The following is a 20,374-nucleotide window of genomic DNA, read 5'->3' as shown; positions in this document are numbered from 1 at the left end:
TCCGCGAGGCTGGGGCCATGATCCCTGCGCCCGTCCGCGCGACGGCGGCGGGCCTGTGCGCCATCCTGGTCGGCATCGGCATCGCCCGCTTCGCCTATACGCCCCTGCTGCCGGCCCTGATCGAGGCCGGCTGGTTCGCGCCGTCGGCCGCCGCCTATCTGGGTGCGGCCAACCTGATGGGCTACCTGGCCGGCGCGCTCGCCGCCCGCGCCGTCGCCCGCCGGACCTCCGCCGTCACGGTGCTGCGGGCATCGATGGCCGTCTGCGCCCTCTCGTGCCTGGCCTGCGCGGTGCCGGTGTCGTTCGCCTGGTACTTCGCTTGGCGCGCGCTGGCCGGGTTCGCCGGTGGCGGGCTGGTGGCGCTGGCCGCCCCGACGGTGCTGCCGCTGATCGACCCGGCGCGGCGCGGGCTGGCGAGCGGCGTGATCTTCACCAGCGTCGGCATCGGCATCGTCGGCGCGGGCACGCTGGTGCCGCTGCTGCTGGAAGGCGGGCCGGCGCTGGCCTGGCTGGCGCTGGGTGGCGTCGGCAGCCTCCTGACGCTGCTGTCCTGGCGCGCCTGGCCCAGCGCCGACGCCACGGTGCCGCCCCCGCCGCCGCCGCGCGCCACCCCGGTCGACATGCGGCCACTCTATGTCGCCTATGCGCTGGATGCCTTCGGGCTGGTGCCGCACATGGTGTTCCTGGTCGACTTCATTGCCCGCGGCCTCGGCCGCGGAATGGAGGCCGGGGCGGAATACTGGATCCTCTATGGCGTCGGGGCCCTCTTCGGCCCGATCCTGGCTGGCCATGTCGGCGATCGCATCGGCTTCGGCCTGGCCTTGAGGCTGGCCTTCCTGATCCAGGCGGCCCTGGTCGGCATGCTGGCGCTGACGGACGCACCGGCGCTGCTCGTCCTGTCCAGCCTGGTCATGGGTGCATTCACGCCGGGCATCGTGCCGCTCGTCCTGGGCCGGACCCAGGAACTGCTGCCGGGCGACCGGGTGGCCCAGGGGGCGGCCTGGAGCGTCGCCACCACCGCCTTCGCCATCGGCCAGGCGGCGGGCGCCTACGGCCTCTCCTACGTCTACGCGCTGGGCGGCGACCACCGGCCGCTGTTCGCCCTGGGCGCCGTCGCCTTTGGCTTGGCCATGGCGATCGACCTTGCCGCCGGGCGCCGGCGGGCACGCTGACGCGGGACGGCTGACCCGCAGGCCCGCCATCGGCTACAAAGGCCCCCACATGATCGATTCCATCACCATCCGCCCCGCCGCCGCCAGCGACGCGCCCGTCCTCCTGGCCATGACGCAGGCGCTTGCCGCCTACCACCATGCGCCCGAAGCCGCGACGCTGACGGTGGAGGACATCCTGCGCGACGGCTTCGGCGGGCAGCCCATCATCTGGTTCTGGCTGGCCGAGGATGGCGCCGGCCGGCCGGTCGGCTATGTCCAGGTCGGCGAGGGCTATGCGGCCTGGCGCGGCCACCGCACCCTGATCGTCAACAACCTCTTCGTCGATGAAGCCGCGCGCGGCACCCGGCTTGGCCGGCGGCTGATGCGCGAGGCCGCGCGCTTTGCCACCGCCCGGGGCATCACCCGGATGGAGCTGCATGTGAGCGGCTGGAACCCCGCCCGCCAGTTCTACGAGGCAATCGGCTTCCAGGTGCGCGACGACCTGCGCTGCCGCATCGAGGACGCGGCCCTGGACCGGCTGGCTGCCGATCGCTGATCGACGAGAACCCCAACCCGGCCTTCGGGAGCGCCCCATGACCGTCCAGCGCCGCTTCGTCCTTGCCGACCGTCCCACCATGCGCGCGCCACGCGCCACCGACTTCCGCCTGGAAGAGGCGCCGATGCCCGAGCCGAAGGCGGGCGAGGTGCTGGTGCGCACGGTCTTCCTGTCGCTCGACCCCTACATGCGCGGGCGCATCAGCCAAGTGAAGTCCTATGCCCGCGGCGTCGAGCCGGGCGAGACCATGGTGGGCGAGGCCGCGGGCGAAGTGATCCAGTCCAGGGCCGAGGGATTCCAGCCGGGCGACCTGGTGCGTGGCCATATCGGCTGGCAGACCCATGCCGCCGTGCCGGCGGCCCAGCTCCGCCGGATCGCGCCCGACGGCTTCCCGCTGTCCTACCATCTGGGCGTGCTCGGCATGCCCGGCCGCACCGCCTATTTCGCGCTCCTCGACGTCGGCCAGCCCAAGGCGGGCGAAACCGTGCTCGTGTCGGCGGCCTCGGGCGCGGTCGGCCAGCTCGTGGGCCAGATCGCCAGCCTCAAGGGCGCGCGCGCGGTCGGCATCGCCGGCGGGCCGGCCAAGGTCGCCTATTGCCGCGAGATCGGCTTCGCGGATGCCTTCGACTACAAGGGGCTCGACGACGACGCCCTGGTGGCCGCCGTGGCCCGCACCTGCCCGGCCGGCGTCGACGTCTATTTCGACAATGTCGGCGGGGTCATCCACGACGCCGCCATGGCCAACCTGAACCTCGGCGGACGGGTCATCATCTGCGGCACGATTTCCGGCTATAACCGGTTGGAGCAGCAGGACACCGGCCGCCGCCACCTGCGCACGCTGCTGGTGAAGCGCGCCCGCATCCAGGGCTTCCTTGTCAGCGACTATGCCGCGCGCGAGGCGGAGTTCGAGGCCGACATGCCGAAATGGCTGAAGGACGGCAGCATCCGCTACCGCGAGGACATCGTGGACGGGTTCGAGAAGACGCCGGAAGCCTTTGCCGGGCTGCTGGAAGGGAAGAATTTCGGCAAGCTGGTCGTTCGTGCAGGAGCGGACCCGGCGCGGCAATAGCGCCCAACCCAGGTGCCCCAGGGTGACGGACGGACCCGCCGTCCCCACCTGCGGGACGGGTCATTCGATCGACGAGGAACAACAGCCTTGGAAAGCCTCATCGCCCAAGTCGGCGACTTCATCTCCGCCAACCAGATCTGGGCAGGGCCGATCCTCGGCCTGATCGTCTTCGGCGAATCGTTGGCCATCGTCGGCCTGCTGGTGCCAGCCACTGCGCTGATGCTGGTGACCGGCGGGCTGATCGCGACGGGCACGCTCGACCCCTGGATCGTGCTGCCCTGGTCGATCGGCGGGGCGATCGTCGGCGACGCTGTCTCCTACTATGCCGGCCGCTGGCTAGGCCCCAGCATCATGCGCCGCTGGCCGCTCAACCGGCATCGCCATTCGGTCGCGCGCGCCCGGCTGTTCTTTCGCCGCTACGGCACCGCCTCGATCTTCTTCGGGCGCTTCCTCGGCCCGATCCGATCGACTATCCCCTTGGTTGCCGGCACGATGCTGATGAGCAACCGCAAGTTCCAGTTCGCCAACATCTCGTCGGCGCTAATCTGGGTCCCGGTGATGCTGGCGCCGGGCTATGCCACCGCCAAGGGCCTGGGCGACCTGCATTCGCTGCATGATTCCAGTTGGGTCGTGCTGGGGCTGGGGATCGTGCTGGCCACGGTCGTCGCCACCTGGATCGGGTTCCGCGTCCTGCGCGGCCAGCCGCGACGGCGCGGGCGCCACGCGGCCTGATCGTGGATGGCCTTTGCATAGGCGCCGACCGGCGGTAGAAGAAAGCCACGCGGCAGGACCGCAACCCGATACGGGTACCCGGAGGGCTTGATTTGGCTGCAAATGCCGGACCCGCAGCGAAGGCCCCGCCCGAGCCGGCCGTCGCCGGCATCGATGCGGCCAAGACCGCCATCCTGGAATCGATCGCGTCCGGGGCGCCGATGCAGGTCGTGCTGAGCGAGATCGCCCTGGCGATAGAGCGGCTGTCCCCCGGCGCCATCGCCTCGGTCATCCTGTTGAGCGCCGATGGTCTGCGGCTGCGGCACGGTGCGGCACCCAACCTGCCGGACGCCTTCTGCCAGGCCGTCGACGGGTTGCCGATAGGACCGTCGGTCGGATCCTGCGGCACGGCGCTCTATACGGGCGAGCCGGTCCTGGTAGCCGATATCGAGGCAAGCCCGCTCTGGCGGGAATACCGGTCGCTGGCGCGCACCTGCGGCCTCCGGGCCTGCTGGTCTGTGCCGGTGCGCAGCCCGTCCGGGGCGATGGCGGCCAGCTTTGCCCTCTATCATCGCGAAGTGCGCAGCGCGGGGCCCCGCGACCTGGCGCTGATGACGACGTTCGCCAACCTGACCGCGATCGCCGTCGAACGCGGGCACGCCATCGAATCGCTGCGCGAGAGCGAGCAACGATTCCAGGCGATCGCCGCCGCCACCGCCGACGTCGTCTGGGACTGGGACCTGCGGACCGACACGATCTGGTGGCGGGACGATTTCGAGCAGACCTTCGGCCATGCCGCTGCCTCCGTCGCGACCGGATCCGGCTGGATGGGATTCATCCATCCCGAGGACCGCCGACGCGTGACCGACGACATCCGCGCCACCATCACCGCCCGCCGCCCATCCTGGCGGGCCGAGTTCCGCTTCCTGCATGGCGACGGCCGCGTGCTGGACGTCGAGAACCGCGGCGGTCTCGTGCTGGATGCCGACGGCAGGCCCAACCGCTTCGTCGGCGGCATGTCGGACATCACCGAGCGCAAGCGCCAGCAGCACGCGCTGCGCGAGCGCATCAAGGAACTGCGCTGCCTCTACCGGGTCCTTGAACTGACCTCCGACCCGAGCCGGCCGGCGGCGGACATCTGCGCGGACATCGCCCATTCCCTTCCGGCCAGCCTGCTGCACGAGCATCTGGCCGTGGCCCGGGTGCAGTGCGAAGGGACCGAGCATGTCTGCGGCAGTTGGCAATCGCCGGCAGCCTCCCTGCGGGTCGTCATCTCGAGCGCCGGGGCTGAGACCGGCTTCGTCGAGGTCGGCTATCGCGAGGCGCCGCCGCACCCGGCCAGCCAGGACGATCCGTTCCTTCCCGAGGAGCGCGCACTGGTGGAGGCGGTGGCCGCCCACATCGCGCGCATGCTGGACAGCCGGCGGCTCGCCACCCGGCTCATGCAGTCGGAGCGGCTGGGCGCCGTCGGCGAGCTGACGGGCGGCGTGGCCCACGACTTCAACAACCTGCTGACCGTCATCCTGGGCAACACCGAGCTGCTGGTCGACGCCCTGGCCGACCGGCCCGCATTGGCGCGGATGGCCGAGGTGACGCACACGGCGGCCGAGCGCGGCGCCGACCTGATCCAGCGCCTGCTGGCCTTCGCGCGCCGGCAGACGCTGGCGTCCAAGCCGACCCAGATCGATGCCCTGATCGGCGGCATGGGCGACATGCTGGCGCGGACGCTGGGCGGGCATGTGGAGATGCGGATTACCCATGCCGCCGACCTGTGGCCGGCGCTGATCGATTCCGCACAGCTTGAGAACGCGGTCCTCAACCTCTGCATCAACGCCCGCGACGCCATGCCGGCCGGCGGCCGCCTGACCATCGAGCTGGCCAATGTCCGCCTCGACGGCGCCTATGCCGGCTGGAACGAGGATGTGACGCCCGGCGACTACGTGCTGGTCGCCGTCTCGGACACCGGCACGGGCATGTCGGCCGGTGTCCTGGCGCGCGCCTTCGAACCATTCTACACGACCAAGGAGACCGGCCGGGGCAGCGGGCTTGGCCTCAGCATGGTCTACGGCTTCGCCCGGCAGTCGCGTGGCCATGTGAAGATCTATTCCGAGCCCGGGCAGGGCACGACCGTGAAGTTGTATCTGCCGCGCGCGACGGCCGGGGCCGACGCGCAGGCCGACGCTGAGCGCCAGCCGGCGCTGCCGATGGGCCGGGAGAGCGTGCTGCTGGTGGAGGATGACGACCTGGTGCGGGAACACGTGGCCGGCCAGCTCCGCAGCCTGGGCTATGCCGTAACCGCGATGCGCATCGGCCGCGACGCGCTGGAAGCCCTGCGATCGGACGCACCGTTCGATCTGCTGTTCACCGACGTGGTGATGCCGGGCGGGCTGAACGGCCCGCAGTTGGCCGCCCACGCCCGGCGTGTCCGCCCCGACCTGCCGGTGCTGTTCACGTCGGGCTACACCGACAATGCCATCGTCCATCACGGCCATCTGGAGCCCGGCGTCCACCTGCTGAACAAGCCCTACCGGCGCAGCCAGCTCGCCGAGAAGGTGCGCCAAGTCCTGGACGGCCCCCTCACGGCTCCGAAGTAAGCGAGCGCAGGAAGGCGACCAGGTCGGCCGCCTCTCCCTCCGAAAGACGCAGCGGGCGCACCAGGCGGGCGCCGTCGACATGCAGGCGCTCCTCGTCGACCTCCGAATAGTGGCGGACGACCGCCTCCAGGCTGGCCAGCCGGCCGTGGTGCATGTAGGGGGCGCTCGCCGCCACGTTGCGCAGCGAGGGCACGCGGAACAGGCCGAAATCCCGATGCTGGGCTGCGACATGGCGGGTGGCCGCGGCATCGGCCCCGCCGCCGTCGCTCCAGGGCCCCAGCCGATTGAAGGGGCTGGCGCGCAACCGGTCGATGCCGGCGATGCGGCCGGCATCGGCCTTCCCCCGGCCGAGGAAGTAGCCGACCCCCACATCCTCGAACTCGCTGCTCGTGAAGGCCGGCCCCAGGTGGCAGACGCTGCAATTACCGCGGCCGACGAAGAGGCGCAGGCCGCGCAGCGCGTCGGCCGGATATCCCGCCACCGCCGCCCGGTCTCCCGATGCCAGCCCGTCGCGGAACCGGTCGAAGGGCGAGCGGCCGCCGACCAAAGTTTCCTGGAAGGCGGCCAGGGCCTTGGCGGCATCGACGGCGACGGCCATGTCGTCGGTGGCCGGCGCGTCGCCCGTCGCCGTCCGGTACTGCGCGCGCAGGCCCGCATCCTCGCGCACCAGCCGGGCCAGTGCCGCAACCGAGCCGCCCATCTCCCCCGGCTCCAGCATCGGCCGCAGGCTGGCCGCCCACAGGCTGTCGGACGCGCCGTCCCACCCGAACCAGCGCCATAGCCGCACATCCAGCAGCGAGGGCGCGTTGCGGTCATGGTCGGCCAGGCCGCGACTGGCCGGCCGGCCATCCGTCCACGCCCGGTCGGGACGGTGGCAGGTGGCGCAGGCGACCGTGCCGTCCGGCGAGATCCGGCTATCGAAGAAGAGTGCGCGGCCAAGCTCGACCGCCTCTGCCTTGCCCGACAGCCGGTTGCCGGGATCGGGCCGCCAGGCCAGCGGCCAGGGGCCGTGGCGCAGGATGCGGGCGGTCTCGGCCGGGGTCAATTCGGCGGCGGCGGCATCCGCCAACAGGGCGGCCGCGACGAGCAGGATCGCCGCCAGCCACCCGGGCCGGCGCATCAGTCGACCAGTTCCTCGGCCACCAGGCGCTCGGTGCGGCGCGCCGTGCCGAGGTCGAAGGTCACCTCCCAGCGGCCGGGCATGTGGAACATCATGCCGTCGACCCGCCAGCGCCCCTCGCCCTCGTCGGACAGCAAGGGCGCGTAGTTCATGCCGTGCCCATGCTCCGGCATCCAGGCACCGACGCGCACCAGGGCCGGGGCCGGCCCCCCTTCCCGGCCGCAGACGGCGACCTGGAGGGTGAACATCTGCGAGGGCGCCAGCAGCGGGGTGTCGGGCAGGTAGGCCAGCGTGAAGCGCGGCAGCTCGATCCGGCGGACGCCGGTCTCGCCCAGCTCGTCCCCGCACTCGGCCGCGGCCGCCACCGGTGCCAGCAGCAACAGGGCCGCCAGCAACAGCCTCATTGCGTGCGCGCCGGGAAGCGGCCGGCCGCGAAGCGCTCGAACAGCCGGTCGGCGTTGCGCCAGGCGATGCCTTCGGCCAGCGGCGCCGGCAGGTCGGCCAGCCAGGCGCGCGACCATTCGGCGTGGCGGGCGACATAGTGCCAGCGTTCGGGCGCGAAGGTGTCGGTGCCGACCATGAAGCGGTCGGGGAAGGCCTCGAACAGCGACCGCCATTCGGGGTCGGGCTTGCCGCCGGGCGCATGGTCGCTGCGGAAGGCCAGGTCGCACCACAGGTTGGGATGGCGCTCCAGCATGGCGCGCACGTTGGCCGGGCTGTCGAAGCCGGAATGGGCCCACAGGATGGTGGCGTCCTTGTCCTGGGCGAACAGGCGCTCGACGGCGGCCGCATCGGAATGGGCGTGCAGGAACAGGCGATGCTCGCGCGCCAACTCCACCATGCGGCGCACCACCGGCAGGTCGGCATCGGCGCCATAGACGTGGAACTCGCCGATCCCGACATAGCGGAAGCGGCGCAGCCGGTCTTCCAGGTGGGTCACGATCGTGGGGTCGTGCATCCAGCTCGACAGTTCGCCACGCCGGCGATAGGGCCGCAGCTCCGGCACGATCAGGTCGGGGGCAACCGCGAACAGCTTCTGCGTGCCGTCGTCGCTGGAGCTGGAGACGAGCGCACGGCGGATGCCGGCCTTGCGCAGGATCGCGACCGCGTCCTCCGGCGGCAGCATGTCCCAGGCATCGGCGCTGTAGTGCAGGTGGGCGTCGATGATGGGCATCTCGGCGGCGTGCAGCGCCGGCACGCCCAGCAGCAGCGCCGCCAACGCTCCCCTCCAGGCATGGCCCATCATCGGCTTTCCCTTTCCGGCCCCCGGGCCGTCAGTGATCCAGGTAGCGCAGCAGGAACTCGCGGCCCACCTTCACGCTGGGCTTGCCGCCATAGGAGACGATGTCGGAGGTGGCATAGGTCTCGGTCCAGGTCTCCGGCAGGTAGGAGCCCGTGCCGATGACGTCGACCGGCACCTCGGCGATCGCCATGGCCTTGCACTTGCCCGGGTTGAAGCCGGAGCTGGCGACGATGCGGGCCGCCCCGAATCCGGCCTCGTCCAGGCGCTCGCGGAGATGCCAGATGGCCGCGGCCGACACGCCGGTACCGACCAGGTGGCGCAGCTCGGTATCGGTGCGATAGCCGCGGATCGAGCGCTGCGCGTGGCGGTCGAGCACGGCATACGAGCTGTTGAGGTCCAGCCCCTCGAGGTAGCGGCCGCCATGGGTGTCGAGCCGGAAGGCCAGCCGGCCCTCGGCCGCCATCTCGGGGAAGCGGCGGCATACGGCCAGGGAGTCCGTCACCTCCTGCCCGAAATAGTCGACCAGCACGGTCATCGCCTCGTCGGGGAAGGCCTCGTGGTACATCTCGGCCGCGCGCACGGTCGATCCGGCATAGCCGATCAGCGCGTGTGGCATCGTGCCCATGCCGCGCTCCCGGCCGAAATGGTGCGCCGTCGCGTCGTTGGCGTTGCCGACGAAACCGCGCGCGCCGACGTCGCGCCTGGCCGCGGCCGAGCCGACGCTCGCGGCATAGGCCATCATGTCGGCCATCTCCGCCCCGGCGCAGTGGCGCGCGTCCATCGCCATGAAGTCGACGTTCGGTAGGTCGACGCACATCTGGTAGGCGTTGTAGGCGGCCACGCAGGCCGGCCCCAGCTTCTGGAGATAGATCGTCTCCAGGTCGACCAGGTGGTAGAGCGGGCCGGACAGCATCATCAGCGGCTCGCCGGCACCGACCCAGGCGCCCTCGGGATGGGTCAGGCGGATGTCGAACTCGACACCGCGCGCGCGGGCCATCTCCTCCAGCCAGCCGACCGCCAGGCGCGGCGTGCAGATGACCGGGCGGCGCATGAACACGGCATAGGTGACGCGGGTGTCGCCGAAGCGGCCGACCGTCTCCTTGGTCTTGATGAAATACTTGTCAGCCAGCCGCGCGACCTGGTCGGCGGCCGGCGATGGGGCGGCACCCGAAGGTGCCGCCCCGACCCCGTCAGCGGGCATGATGGAAAGGTCTGGTGCCGGTTACGCGCTGGCCGCGGCCGGCTGGCGCGACAGGCCCAGCCGCTCCGCCTTCAGCTGCTCGGCGATGAGGAACGCCAGCTCCAGCGCCTGGCTGGCATTCAGGCGCGGGTCGCAATGGGTGTGGTAGCGGTCGGACAGGTCGGTGTCGCTGATCGCCTGGGCGCCGCCCGTGCACTCCGTCACGTCCTGGCCCGTCATCTCGAAATGGACGCCGCCCGGATGCGTGCCTTCGGCCTGGTTGACGGCGAAGAACGTCCGCACCTCGCTCAGGATGCGGTCGAACGGCCGCGTCTTGTAGCCCGAGCCCGACTTGATCGTGTTGCCGTGCATCGGATCGCAGCTCCACACCACCTTGCGGCCCTCGCGCTTCACCGCGCGCAGGATCGGCGGCAGCTTCTGCGCCACCTTGTCGTGGCCCATGCGGACGATGAGGGTCAGGCGTCCCGCCTCGTTCTCCGGGTTCAGGATGTCGCACAGGCGAATCAGCTCATCGAGGTCCATCGACGGGCCGACCTTCATGCCGAGCGGGTTCTTGATCCCGCGCAGGAACTCGATATGCGCGCCATCCGGCTGGCGGGTGCGGTCGCCGACCCAGAGCATGTGGGCCGACACGCCGTACCAGTCGCCGGTCGTGGAATCGACCCGGGTCATCGCCTGCTCGTAGGGCAGCAGCAGCGCCTCGTGCGAGGTGAAGAAGTCCGTCTCGCGGATCTGCGGCGTCGTCTCGGACGTGAGGCCGCAGGCGGCCATGAAGTCCAGCGTCTCGGTCAGGCGGTCGGCCAGCTCGCGGTAGCGCTCGCCCAGCGGGCTGCGATCGACGAAGCCGAGGTTCCAGCGATGCACCTGGTGCAGATCGGCATAGCCGCCCTGCGCGAACGCGCGCAGCAGGTTCAGCGTCGCGGCCGACTGGCTGAACGCCTGGATCATGCGCTGCGGATCGGGCTGGCGCACCGCCGGGTCGAACTCGATGCCGTTGATGTTGTCGCCGAGATAGCTGGGCAGCGACACGCCGCCGATCTCCTCCGTCGGCGAGGAACGCGGCTTGGCGAACTGGCCGGCAAGGCGCCCCACCTTTACCACCGGGCAGGCGGCGCCATAGGTCAGGACGACCGCCATCTGCAACAGCACGCGGAAGGTGTCGCGGATGTTGTTGGGATGGAACTCGGCGAAGCTCTCGGCGCAGTCGCCGCCCTGCAGCAGGAACGACTTCCCCTCGGCCACCTTGCCCAGCGCCGTCTTCAGCCGGCGGGCTTCACCCGCGAAGACCAGCGGCGGATAGCTGCGGAGCGTGTCCTCGACCCGGGCCAGGGCCTCGGCATCGGGATACTGCGGCATGTGCTTTGCGGGCTTCGCGCGCCAGCCGTCCGGCGTCCATTTCTGCGGCATGATCGTTTCCTCGGTGCCCCCCCGTTTCTTCGCGACCGGGACGGCCCTTCCTCCAGCTATGGTGTAACCGTTCCTCATACCGCGAGCGGGGCGATCGCGCCAGCCCGCGGTTGATCGGCGTCTCGGGCGCGGCCCGCGCGGTTGCCGCCGCCGCCCCGAAGACGCACATGGAGACGATCGGGGGCGGACGGAAGGGAGTGCCAGGCATGACAGGCGAACGGTTCGGCTTTCCCGGGTCCGGCGGCATCGAACTGGCCGGGCGTCTCGACCGGCGGGTGGCAGGGACGCCGCGCGCATGGGCGCTCCTGGCGCATTGCTTCACCTGTTCCAAGGACAGCCTGGCCGCCGCACGCGTCGCGGCCGGGCTGGTGGAGAAGGGTTTCGGCGTCCTGCGGTTCGATTTCACCGGGCTGGGCGACAGCGACGGCGAGTTCCCCAACTCAGGTTTCGCCGGCAACATCGACGACGTGGTGGCCGCGGCCGACCATCTGCGGCGGACGCATGCCGCCCCTGCCCTGCTGGTCGGCCACAGCCTGGGCGGCACGGCGATGCTGGCCGCCGCCCATCGCATCCCCGAGGCCCGCGCGGTCGCGACCATCGGCTCGCCGCTGGAGCCCGCCCACCTGCTGCGCAACGTCGCCCGACCGGACCGGTTCGACGCGGACGGCACGGCCGAGGTTTCGGTCGGCGGCCGCCCATTCCGCCTGTCGCGCGCCTTCTTCGACGACCTGGCGCGCCACGACCTGGCCGCCCGCGTCGCCGAACTGCGCCGGGCGCTACTCGTCTGCCATGCCCCGCTCGACGAGGTCGTCGGCATCGCCGAGGCCACCCGCATCTTCGTGGCCGCCCGCCATCCCCGCAGCTTCATCAGCCTGGATGGCGCCGACCACCTGCTGACCCGCCGCGAAGACGGTCTCCGTGCCGGCCGGATGATCGGTGAGTGGGCCGCCCACTACGTCGACGACGAGACCCAGGCCGAGCCGGCCGAAGCCGGCCTCGTCACCGTGCACGAGACGGGCGACGGCCGCTATGCCCAGGCGATCGCGGCCGGGCGCCACCACCTGTGGGCGGACGAGCCGGTCGCGGCCGGCGGCGACGACAGCGGCCCCAACCCGTACGACCTGCTGCTGGCGGCGCTGGGCGCCTGCACCGCCATGACCCTGCGGATGTATGCCGAGCGCAAGGGGCTGGCGGTCGGCCGCATCGCCGTCCGCCTGCGCCATGCCCGGGTGCATGCAAGAGACTGCGCCGAATGCGAAGGCCGCGACGGGATGATCGAGCGCATCGAGCGGGTGATCTCGATCGAGGGCGGCACGGACGCCGCGACCCGGGCCAGGCTGCTGGAGATCGCCGACAAGTGCCCCATCCACCGCACGCTGGCCGCCAACCCCCTGGTCGTCACCCGCGTCGAGGGCTAGCCCGGGCGGCAGCCGCGATGATCTCGGCCGCCTCGTCGAGGCCGCGGCGCCCGGCGACATGGGCCGGCATCTTGCCCTCGGCGTTCGGCCGCCGGGGGTCGACACCGCGGGCGAGCAGCAGTGCTGCCACCGCCACGGCCGCGTCCTCGTCGTCCGGCAGCAGGAACAGCAGCGTGCCGCCGCCCGGGTCCAGCACCGCCGCCAGGCCAGGGTCGGCGTCGAAGAGTTCGCCCAGCCGGTCGACCCGGCCCGCCCAGCAGAGGTCGAAGGGGTCGCGCGTCCGGGGTGCCAGCAGGTCGATCATCGGCGAAAAGCCGCCATGGACGGCAAAGCCCAGCGGTGTCGCGTTGTGGCGCGACCCGCGCCGGTCGAGATCCGCCCCCGCCGCGATCAGCCGGGCCGCGGCGGCGACATGGCCATGCTGGGCGGCGGCATGCAGCGGGCGCATGCCGTCCTCTCGCGCGCCATCGACCGGAGCGCCCAGGCCGAGCAGCAGGTCGATCACCGCCACCCGCCCCTGGGCCGCCGCCATCAGCAACGGCTCAGGATCGGCCAGGCATGCCGGATCGCGCGCGGCCAGTTCGGCGGCCGTGGTGGCGTCCAGCATCATGCAGGCGGCCTGGAACGCCTGCTGGTCCGCCAGCGGCACCGGCCGGGCGCCGTGGCGGACCAGCAGGTCGGCGATGTGACCGAAGCCTGCCAGCCGCGCCACGGCATGGTGCGGCAGGCCGCTGTAGGAATTGACGCCGTCGGGATCGGCACCGTGGCGCAGCAGCCAATCCACTCGCCGGGGATGGTCGAAGGTGACGGCGTTGCCGAGCAGATAGTCGATCGCCGATTGCTGGAACTTGCCCCCGATCCCGCCGCCGGGCGGCTTGGTGGTCCAGCGCGCCGCGTCGCCGCGCCGGGTGGACGCGCCATGCAGAATCTCCAGCCACTCGGGATCGTCGCGGACGAGCGAGGTGTCGTAGAGCGCCTGGGTGTCGAACGGGTCGGCGCCACGCGCCACCAGCAGGTCGACGAGTGCCGGCGCATCGGGGTGCGGCGGCCGGCCCTGCTCGCCCTGGCCGATGACGCCGGTCAGCACCGTGAAGGGATTGTCCCAGTCGTCGCTGAAGCGGGCGTTGGGATCGGCGCCGGCATCGAGCAACGCCGTCGCGATCGCCAGGGCATCGCCTTCGCCCGGCGGCACGGGCAGCCGGGCGAAAGCGAGGTAGAGTAGCGGCGGCCAGTTCAGCGGCCCGCCGGTGGCATTGGCGCCAGCCGGATCGGCCGCCAGCCGGCGCGAGACCTCCGCCCGGTCGCCGCAGACCACGGCCGCGTGCAGGCTGTCGCGCGCGATCTCGGGATAGCGACCCAGGATGCGGGCAGCGGCAACGGGATCGCCCTCCCAGACATGGTGCAGGACGATGTCCACCCGCTCGCGGTGGCCGAGCCCCGCCAGCGCGCGAACGGCCAGCGCCTCGCGCAGCGCCGTCCAGCCGGCCAGGCCATATTCACGCGCCAGCGCATGCTGGACATCGCGCAGGCCAGGATCGTCGGGGGCGCCGGGCCATGCCCGGATCAGGCGCCCGCGCGCGGCCGCATCGCCCGCGCGCAACTGGCGCAGCCACGACTTGGCGGCCTTCTTCAAGCTGTCGACGGTGCTTCGCGGACCGAACCGGCGGGCCATGAGAACCTTCCTTCCGAGGGAATGCCTGATGTCCGCTGAAGACAGGCCGGAAGAAGGTCGGATTCGGGGATCGAATCAACCAGGCTGGGTGGAGGCATCGCCCCCTTGCCGCGGACAGGTGGCGCCCCAGGGCGCGCTGTCGCAGAGCATCGCCGGGCGGGCGGCGGCCTGTCAACAACCGTCGACGGGCCGCCCGACACCCTTATTCGGCGGCCACCTTCACGGCCGGTGCCACCTTCTCGCGCATCGTCACGAACTCCTCGGCCGCGGTCGGATGGATGCCGATGGTGCGGTCGAAATGCGCCTTGGTGGCGCCGGCCGTGATCGCGATGGCGAGGCCCTGGATGATCTCGGGCGCGTCGGCGCCGACCATGTGGGCGCCCAGGATGCGGTCGCTGGCGGCGTCCACCACCAGCTTCATCATCGTCCGTTCCTCGCGGCCCGACAGGGTGTGCTTCATCGGCCGGAAACGCGACCGGTAGATGTCCACCTCGCCATGCCTGGCCCGCGCCTCGGCCTCGGTCAGGCCGACGGCGGCAAGCGGCGGCTGGCCGAACACGGCGCTGGCGATGTTGTCGTGGCTGATGCGGCGTGGCCGGCCGCCGAACTGGGTATCGGCGAAGGCATGGCCCTCGGCGATCGCGACCGGGGTCAGGTTCACGCGGTCCGTCACATCGCCGACGGCGAAGATGTTCTCGACGCTGGTGCGCGACCACTCGTCGACCGCGACGGCGCCGCCCTCGCCCAGCTTCACGCCGGCCTCCTCCAGCCCGATGCCCTTGCTGTTGGGCTCCCGGCCCGTGGCGAACAGGACGGCGTCGGCCGCCAGTTCCTGGCCGATGGCGGTGCGCACGGTCAGGCCCATCTCGTCGCCGGTGATGGCGGCCGGCAGGGTGCGGGCATGGATGGTGATGCCACGGGCGGACATCTCGCGCGCCATCTCGATGCGGGCGTCGTCGTCGAAGCCGCGCAGCAACTGCTCGCCGCGCACCAGCATCGTCGTCTCGCTGCCGAGCGAGTTGAAGATGCCCGCGAACTCCACCGCGATGAAGCCGCCGCCGACGATGACGACGCGCCGCGGCAAGGTCGGCAGGTCGAGCGCCTCGTTGGAGGTGATCGCGTGCTCGCGGCCCGGGATCGGCGGCACCACCGGCCAGCCGCCGGTCGCCACCAGCACCTTGTCCGTGGTGTAGCACCGGCCCGCGACCTCGACCGTGTGGGCGTCGACCAGGCGCGCGCGGCCCTCGATCGGCGTCACCCCGGCATCGGACAGCAGCTTGCGATAGATCCCCTCCAGCCGGCCGATCTCGCGGTCCTTGGCGGCGATCAGGCTCGGCCAATCGAATGCCGGCAGGTGGGCGTCCCAGCCGAAGCCGCGGGCGTCCTCGAAGGCGTCGCGGAAGGCCGAGCCGTAGACCAGCAGCTTCTTAGGCACGCAGCCGCGGATGACGCAGGTGCCGCCATAGCGGCTCTCCTCGGCAATGCCGACGCGCGCGCCGTGGCGGGCCGAGATGCGGGCCGCGCGCACGCCGCCCGAACCAGCGCCGATGACGAAAAGGTCGAAGTCGCGTTCCGCGGCCATGCCAGCCCCCTCGCTCAACCGGCCAGCAGCGCGTCGATGCCGGCCTGGCCGATTTCCGCGTCCTGGCTCGACTTCACGCCGCTGACGCCGATCGCACCCACCACGTCGCCATCCACGGTGATCGGCAGGCCGCCTTCCAACGGCACCACGTCGGGCGCGTTCAGGAACGCGAAGCGGCCATTGTTGACCGTGTCTTCCATCGCCTTGGTCGGCCGGCGGAAGATGGCGGCGGTGTGGGCCTTGCCGGTGGCCGTCGCCGCGGTGGCTACGGCAGCCCCGTCCAGCCGCTGGATCAGGACGGGGAAGCCGCCGTCGTCGACGATGGCGATGGAGACGCGCCAGCCGTTGCGCGTCGCCTCCGCCTCGGCCGCGTCCATAACGATCCTAGCGGCGGCCAGCGTCAGCACCTTCTTCGACGGCAGCATGGATGGTCCTTCCTGAATGACCGGCTTCGATGACTGGCGGCGAACCTACCCCGCCCCGGCGCCTAGCGAAAGCGAAGCGACCGGTCCCAGCGCCGCCGCCACTCAGCATTGGCCGTGCCGGCCGTCGGCTTGGTGATGGCCTGCTCCAGATCGATGGAAGGCAGGTCCCCGACCCCGACGGCATCGGCCAGCGAGCGGCATACCATCCCCGGATCGGCGACCAGGTCCTCGTAGTCCACCGATATGGGGGTGGTCCGGTTGATTGCGAAGAACTGCCGCCAGGCGAAGTCCTCGGCCAGGACGATGCCGAGCGACCGGCGCAGATGGGCCGCGTCGAACTTCACTGCCGGCACCGGGGCCTCGGGGTCGCCGGCCTGGCGGTGCCAGACCTGTGTCGCCTGGGCCATGGCCATCGACAGGGCCTGGGCCTGCTTGTCGCGCCGGCGCAGCCACAGGAACGTGGCGCCCTGGAGCAGCCCGCGGAACTGCTGCACCGGGGTCCAGCTCTGCATCTGGGCCATCAGGATCTTGATGCCGAAGACGCCGTTGGCGGTGGTGCGCCGGTCGAGCAGCGCCTGGAGGTAGCGCGGGCCGACGATGCGCCCGTCGTCGAGCAGCACGTCGAACCGCCGGGACATCTCGGCCTGGAGAAAGCGGGGGTTCAGATACTCCGCCGGCACGCCCATGCGGCCCGTGCCATGCAGCAGCGTCGTCAGCAGCGTGCTGCCCGAGCGCGGCGAGGCGCAGATGACGTAGCTGCGGATCGGCCCGTCGAACCGAGGCAGGTCGAACTTCGCATCGGACACTGCCAGGGAGGCCAGCCCCTCCGCGTCATCGCCCGCGATTGCGTTCTTTCCGTCGTTCGCCATAGGCGCTTTCCGCTCGCTCCCCGATCCCGAGCGGCCGAGCATCGGCCCAGACGCCGCGGCACTCAAGGGATTCGGCGTCCGTCCGGACTGGCCGGCGCGAATGGCACGGCGGAGGCCGTACGACTTGCGGTTGTATAGAGCCATGAAACCGGCGTAGGGTTGCAGCGGCGCTTGCACCGATGGTTGAACCGGGGTGCGCTCCGGCCATCGTTTCTTGCGTTCCCAGGCAAGCAGGTCAGCGCGGGAGTGCGGCCATGGCGATGTTCACGGGCACCAGCAACGGCGAGATCATCGCCGGCGGCAGCGGCGACGACACCATCCTCGGCGGCAAGGGCAACGACACCATCGCGGGCGGGTCGAGCCCCGGCCGCGACATCCTGTTCGGCGGCCCCGGCGACGACGTGATCGCAGGCGGCAGCGGCGGCGACACGATCGCGGGCGACGGCGGCGGCGACCGGATCGAAGGCGGGCCGGCCGAAGGGGCGCCATCCGGCAGCGGCGACCTGATCTATGGCGACGGCCCCTACGACACGATCGGCGGCGGGGGAGAGACGATCCACGCCGACGGCGCCACGGTCCATATCCATATCGATGTCGGCGACCGGCTGATCTATGGCAGCGAAACGGCCGAGACGATCTCCGGCGGCGGCCCCACCATCGGAACCGGCGCCGACACGATCTTCATCTACGTCGGCAGCGACGGCCGGCTGGCCTATGGCGGCACCGCTGCCGAGACCGCCCCCGGCGCGGACACCATCCTGGGCGGCACGGATGCCGACACGATCTTCGGCGGCGGCGACGACGACCTGATCCATGGCGGCGACGAGCGCGACGTCATTCATGGCGAGGGTGAGGACGACGCGCTGCTCGGCAACAAGGGTGGCGACACCCTGTCGGGCGGCGACGGGCAGGACACGCTGCATGGCGGCGCGGACGACGACCAGCTGGCGGGCGACGGCGACAGCGATGCCCTGTTCGGCAATAAGGGCAACGACGTGGTCCTGGGCGGCGGCGGGGACGACTTCGCGAATGGCAATGGCGGCGCCGACACCCTGTCCGGCGAGGGCGGCCGCGACACGCTGCATGGCGGCGCGGACGCCGACCTGCTGTCGGGCGGGGCCGACGGCGACCTGATCTATGGCGACCTGGGCGCCGACACGGCCCAGGGTGGCGAGGGCGACGACACCATCTTCGGCGACCATCCCCTGATCGCCCCCGGCCCGCCGGGCAGCGACGACGACCTGCTGTTCGGGGGCAAGGGCCGCGACCTGATCCATGGCGGGTCGGGCAGCGACACGGCGTCAGGCGACCTCGGCAACGACACGCTGCTGGGCGGCCAGGGCGACGACCAGTTGGCGGGCGGCGACGGCGCCGACCACATCGAGGGGGGGCCGGGGGCCGACACCGTGGATGGCGGCACCGGCCGCGACACGATCCGCGACGGCAGCGGCGACGACCAGATCACCGGCGGCGACGGCAAGGACACCTTCTTCTTCGGCAGCGGCTCGGGCCGCGACCGCATCACCGACTTCGACCCCGACAACGACCACATTATCGTCGAGCCCGGCGCCAACGGGACGACGATCGACGACCCCGGCGACCTGAACGGCCGCCTGTCGGTCGACGCCGACGGTAATGTCGTGATCGACCTGGGCGACGGCAACAGCATCACGCTGGAAGGCGTCAGCCTGGACGACCTGCTGGAGCGGCCGCCGGAGGCGCCCGATCCCTTCGGCGTCGGCTACTTCATGGAATAGCGGGGGTCGAGCAGTGGGGACGATATCGCCTGAACGGCGACGGGGACCGGCCTTGCGACCGGTCCCCGCCATTCCCGGAAAAATCCGGCAATCGCCTCAGGCGATGCCGCCGATGCAGAGGTACTTCATCTCCAGGAAGTCATCGATGCCGTACTTCGAGCCTTCGCGGCCGATGCCGGATTCCTTCATGCCGCCGAAGGGGGCGACCTCGGTCGAGATGATGCCGGTGTTGATGCCGACGATGCCGTATTCCAGCCCCTCCGACGTCTTCCAGATCCGCGTGATGTCGCGGCTGAAGAAGTAGGCGGCCAGGCCGAACTCGGTGTCGTTGGCCATCTGCACGGCCTCCGCGTCGGTCTTGAAGCGGAAGAGCGGGGCGACCGGACCGAACGTCTCCTCGCGGGCGACCGCCATCTTGGTCGTCACGTCGGCCAGCACGGTCGGCTCGAAGAAGCTGCCGCCCAGCGCGTGCCGCTTGCCGCCGACGACGACGCGGGCACCCTTGGAAACCGCGTCCTTGATGTGCTCCTCGACCTTGGCGACCGCCTGCATGTCGATCAGCGGGCCCTGGGTGACGCCGGCCTGCAAGCCGTCGCCGACGCGCAGGCCCGATACCGCCTGCGACAGCTTGGCCGCGAACTCGTCATAGACGCCGTCCTGCACCAGCAGGCGGTTGGCGCAGACGCAGGTCTGGCCGGCATTGCGATACTTGGACGCGATGGCGCCCTCGACCGCGGCATCCAGGTCGGCATCGTCGAAGACGATGAAGGGAGCGTTGCCGCCCAGTTCCATCGACACCTTCTTCACGGTGGCCGCGCACTGCTGCATCAGCACCTTGCCGATCTCGGTCGAGCCGGTGAAGGACAGCTTGCGGACGATGGGGTTGCCCGTCATCTCGCCGCCGACATCCTTGGCGCCGCCGGTGACGACGTTGATGATGCCCTTGGGCACGCCCGCACGCTCGGCCAGTTCGCACAGGGCGAGTGCCGAATAGGGCGTGGCGCTGGCGGGCTTGATCACCACCGGGCAGCCGGCGGCCAGCGCCGGGCCGGCCTTGCGGGTGATCATGGCGGCCGGGAAGTTCCAGGGCGTGATGCAGGCGACGACGCCGATCGGCTCCTTCAACACGACGATGCGCTTGTCGCCCTGGTGCTGCGGGATGGTGTCGCCATAGATGCGCTTGCCCTCCTCGGCGAACCACTCGATGAAGGACGCGGCATAGGCGACCTCGCCCTTGGCCTCGGCCAGCGGCTTGCCCTGCTCGGTCGTCATGATGGTGCCGAGGTCGTCCTGGTTCGCCATCATCAGGTCGAACCACTTGCGCATGATGGTGGCGCGCTCCTTGGCGGTCTTGGCCCGCCAGGCCGGCCAGGCGGCATTGGCCGCCTCGATCGCGCGCCGGGTCTCGGTGGCACCCATCTTCGGCACGGTGCCGATGCGGTCGCCGCTGGACGGGTTGGTGACCTCGATGGTGCCGCCGCCATCGGCGTCGATCCAGGCACCGTCGACATAGCACTGCTGGCGAAACAGCGTGGGGTCCTTGAGCTGCATGCGAATTCCTCCGCTGGGGGGCTGGCGTTGGGAAGCTGGGGTGGCCGC

17 protein-coding genes are annotated in these 20,374 nt (G+C 71.2%); 7 read left to right on the top strand and 10 right to left on the bottom strand.

Going from position 1 to position 20,374, the window contains the following annotated elements; translation table 11 throughout:
- Positions 1–17: 17 nt before the first annotated feature.
- From STVA_RS08740 to STVA_RS08720, 5 genes are all read left to right on the top strand, one after another.
- Positions 18–1,172: a YbfB/YjiJ family MFS transporter gene (locus tag STVA_RS08740; protein ID WP_123689021.1), complete on the top strand. Its 1,155-nt coding sequence runs from the start codon at positions 18–20 to the stop codon at positions 1,170–1,172.
- Positions 1,173–1,221: 49 nt separating this feature from the next.
- A complete protein-coding gene (locus STVA_RS08735; protein ID WP_142235711.1) occupies positions 1,222–1,707 on the top strand; it encodes a GNAT family N-acetyltransferase in 486 nt (161 codons plus the stop codon).
- A gap of 37 nt (positions 1,708–1,744) precedes the next feature.
- The gene (locus tag STVA_RS08730) at positions 1,745–2,776 is read left to right on the top strand and encodes an NADP-dependent oxidoreductase (protein ID WP_123689023.1); all 1,032 of its coding nucleotides are present in this window, start codon (positions 1,745–1,747) and stop codon (positions 2,774–2,776) included.
- A gap of 87 nt (positions 2,777–2,863) precedes the next feature.
- Positions 2,864–3,508 carry a DedA family protein gene (locus tag STVA_RS08725; protein WP_123689024.1) on the top strand — a complete coding sequence of 215 codons (645 nt, stop codon included), beginning with the start codon at positions 2,864–2,866 and terminating at the stop codon, positions 3,506–3,508.
- A 92-nt stretch (positions 3,509–3,600) separates the two neighbouring features.
- Positions 3,601–6,081: an ATP-binding protein gene (locus STVA_RS08720; protein ID WP_123689025.1), complete on the top strand. Its 2,481-nt coding sequence runs from the start codon at positions 3,601–3,603 to the stop codon at positions 6,079–6,081.
- Here STVA_RS08720 and STVA_RS08715 read toward each other — a convergent pair.
- Genes STVA_RS08715 through STVA_RS08700 form a run of 5 tightly spaced genes read right to left on the bottom strand, consistent with a single transcriptional unit; the run spans position 6,065 to position 11,052 of the window.
- A complete protein-coding gene (locus tag STVA_RS08715) occupies positions 6,065–7,201 on the bottom strand; it encodes a cytochrome-c peroxidase (RefSeq protein ID WP_170216388.1) in 1,137 nt (378 codons plus the stop codon). The two genes, STVA_RS08720 and STVA_RS08715, sit on opposite strands and share 17 nt — an antisense overlap.
- Positions 7,201–7,605, bottom strand: coding sequence for a hypothetical protein (locus STVA_RS27585; RefSeq protein ID WP_170216389.1), 405 nt, complete (start codon positions 7,603–7,605; stop codon positions 7,201–7,203). The genes STVA_RS08715 and STVA_RS27585 overlap by 1 nt, the downstream gene beginning before the upstream one ends.
- Complete coding sequence (locus STVA_RS08710; RefSeq protein WP_245978259.1) at positions 7,602–8,420, bottom strand: amidohydrolase family protein; 819 nt, start codon at positions 8,418–8,420, stop codon at positions 7,602–7,604. Before STVA_RS08710 ends, STVA_RS27585 begins: the two co-directional genes overlap by 4 nt.
- Before the next feature lie 55 nt (positions 8,421–8,475).
- Entirely contained in the window at positions 8,476–9,645 is a 1,170-nt protein-coding gene (locus STVA_RS08705) for a nicotinate phosphoribosyltransferase (protein ID WP_245978261.1), read from the bottom strand.
- A 21-nt stretch (positions 9,646–9,666) separates the two neighbouring features.
- Positions 9,667–11,052, bottom strand: coding sequence for a class II 3-deoxy-7-phosphoheptulonate synthase (locus STVA_RS08700; protein ID WP_123689028.1), 1,386 nt, complete (start codon positions 11,050–11,052; stop codon positions 9,667–9,669).
- Between the two features lie 206 nt (positions 11,053–11,258).
- On the opposite strand from STVA_RS08700, the gene STVA_RS08695 reads away from it, so the two are divergent.
- Positions 11,259–12,470, top strand: a complete 1,212-nt coding sequence (locus STVA_RS08695; protein ID WP_123689834.1) for a bifunctional alpha/beta hydrolase/OsmC family protein — start codon at positions 11,259–11,261, stop codon at positions 12,468–12,470.
- On the opposite strand, the gene STVA_RS08690 is transcribed toward STVA_RS08695, so the two are convergent.
- The 4 genes from STVA_RS08690 to STVA_RS08675 all read right to left on the bottom strand — a co-directional run bounded on the left by STVA_RS08690 (position 12,451) and on the right by STVA_RS08675 (position 17,018).
- The gene (locus STVA_RS08690; RefSeq protein WP_123689029.1) at positions 12,451–14,142 is read right to left on the bottom strand and encodes an ankyrin repeat domain-containing protein; all 1,692 of its coding nucleotides are present in this window, start codon (positions 14,140–14,142) and stop codon (positions 12,451–12,453) included. The two genes, STVA_RS08695 and STVA_RS08690, sit on opposite strands and share 20 nt — an antisense overlap.
- 202 nt (positions 14,143–14,344) lie before the next feature.
- Entirely contained in the window at positions 14,345–15,724 is a 1,380-nt protein-coding gene (gene gor, locus STVA_RS08685; protein ID WP_123689030.1) for a glutathione-disulfide reductase, read from the bottom strand.
- Positions 15,725–15,738: 14 nt separating this feature from the next.
- Positions 15,739–16,149 (bottom strand): GlcG/HbpS family heme-binding protein, encoded by a 411-nt coding sequence (locus STVA_RS08680; RefSeq protein WP_123689031.1) that lies wholly within the window; start codon positions 16,147–16,149, stop codon positions 15,739–15,741.
- A 62-nt stretch (positions 16,150–16,211) separates the two neighbouring features.
- Complete coding sequence (locus STVA_RS08675; protein ID WP_170216390.1) at positions 16,212–17,018, bottom strand: Stf0 family sulfotransferase; 807 nt, start codon at positions 17,016–17,018, stop codon at positions 16,212–16,214.
- A 254-nt stretch (positions 17,019–17,272) separates the two neighbouring features.
- On the opposite strand from STVA_RS08675, the gene STVA_RS08670 reads away from it, so the two are divergent.
- Entirely contained in the window at positions 17,273–18,775 is a 1,503-nt protein-coding gene (locus STVA_RS08670) for a calcium-binding protein (protein WP_170216391.1), read from the top strand.
- A 96-nt stretch (positions 18,776–18,871) separates the two neighbouring features.
- Here STVA_RS08670 and gabD read toward each other — a convergent pair whose 3' ends face one another.
- On the bottom strand, positions 18,872–20,326 hold the full coding sequence (gene gabD, locus STVA_RS08665) for an NADP-dependent succinate-semialdehyde dehydrogenase (protein ID WP_179955445.1): 1,455 nt from the start codon (positions 20,324–20,326) through the stop codon (positions 18,872–18,874).
- Positions 20,327–20,374: the final 48 nt, after the last annotated feature.

Origin of the sequence: Stella humosa (assembly GCF_006738645.1) — a bacterium.
Classification (GTDB): domain Bacteria; phylum Pseudomonadota; class Alphaproteobacteria; order ATCC43930; family Allostellaceae; genus Allostella; species Allostella humosa.
The sequence above is the reverse complement of the archived record's forward strand: the minus strand, read 5'-3'. Positions and strand labels throughout refer to the sequence as shown.

Excerpts from the sequence above, each read along its gene's own strand:
- STVA_RS08740 (WP_123689021.1), top strand. The coding sequence starts at position 18 with ATGATCCCTGCGCCCGTCCGCGCGACGGCGGCGGGCCTGTGCGCCATC.
- STVA_RS08735 (WP_142235711.1), top strand. The coding sequence starts at position 1,222 with ATGATCGATTCCATCACCATCCGCCCCGCCGCCGCCAGCGACGCGCCC.
- STVA_RS08730 (WP_123689023.1), top strand. The coding sequence starts at position 1,745 with ATGACCGTCCAGCGCCGCTTCGTCCTTGCCGACCGTCCCACCATGCGC.
- STVA_RS08715 (WP_170216388.1), bottom strand. The coding sequence starts at position 7,201 with ATGCGCCGGCCCGGGTGGCTGGCGGCGATCCTGCTCGTCGCGGCCGCC.
- STVA_RS27585 (WP_170216389.1), bottom strand. The coding sequence starts at position 7,605 with ATGAGGCTGTTGCTGGCGGCCCTGTTGCTGCTGGCACCGGTGGCGGCC.
- STVA_RS08705 (WP_245978261.1), bottom strand. The coding sequence starts at position 9,645 with ATGCCCGCTGACGGGGTCGGGGCGGCACCTTCGGGTGCCGCCCCATCG.
- STVA_RS08700 (WP_123689028.1), bottom strand. The coding sequence starts at position 11,052 with ATGCCGCAGAAATGGACGCCGGACGGCTGGCGCGCGAAGCCCGCAAAG.
- STVA_RS08695 (WP_123689834.1), top strand. The coding sequence starts at position 11,259 with ATGACAGGCGAACGGTTCGGCTTTCCCGGGTCCGGCGGCATCGAACTG.
- STVA_RS08690 (WP_123689029.1), bottom strand. The coding sequence starts at position 14,142 with ATGGCCCGCCGGTTCGGTCCGCGAAGCACCGTCGACAGCTTGAAGAAG.
- gor (WP_123689030.1), bottom strand. The coding sequence starts at position 15,724 with ATGGCCGCGGAACGCGACTTCGACCTTTTCGTCATCGGCGCTGGTTCG.
- STVA_RS08680 (WP_123689031.1), bottom strand. The coding sequence starts at position 16,149 with ATGCTGCCGTCGAAGAAGGTGCTGACGCTGGCCGCCGCTAGGATCGTT.
- STVA_RS08675 (WP_170216390.1), bottom strand. The coding sequence starts at position 17,018 with ATGGCGAACGACGGAAAGAACGCAATCGCGGGCGATGACGCGGAGGGG.
- STVA_RS08670 (WP_170216391.1), top strand. The coding sequence starts at position 17,273 with ATGGCGATGTTCACGGGCACCAGCAACGGCGAGATCATCGCCGGCGGC.
- gabD (WP_179955445.1), bottom strand. The coding sequence starts at position 20,326 with ATGCAGCTCAAGGACCCCACGCTGTTTCGCCAGCAGTGCTATGTCGAC.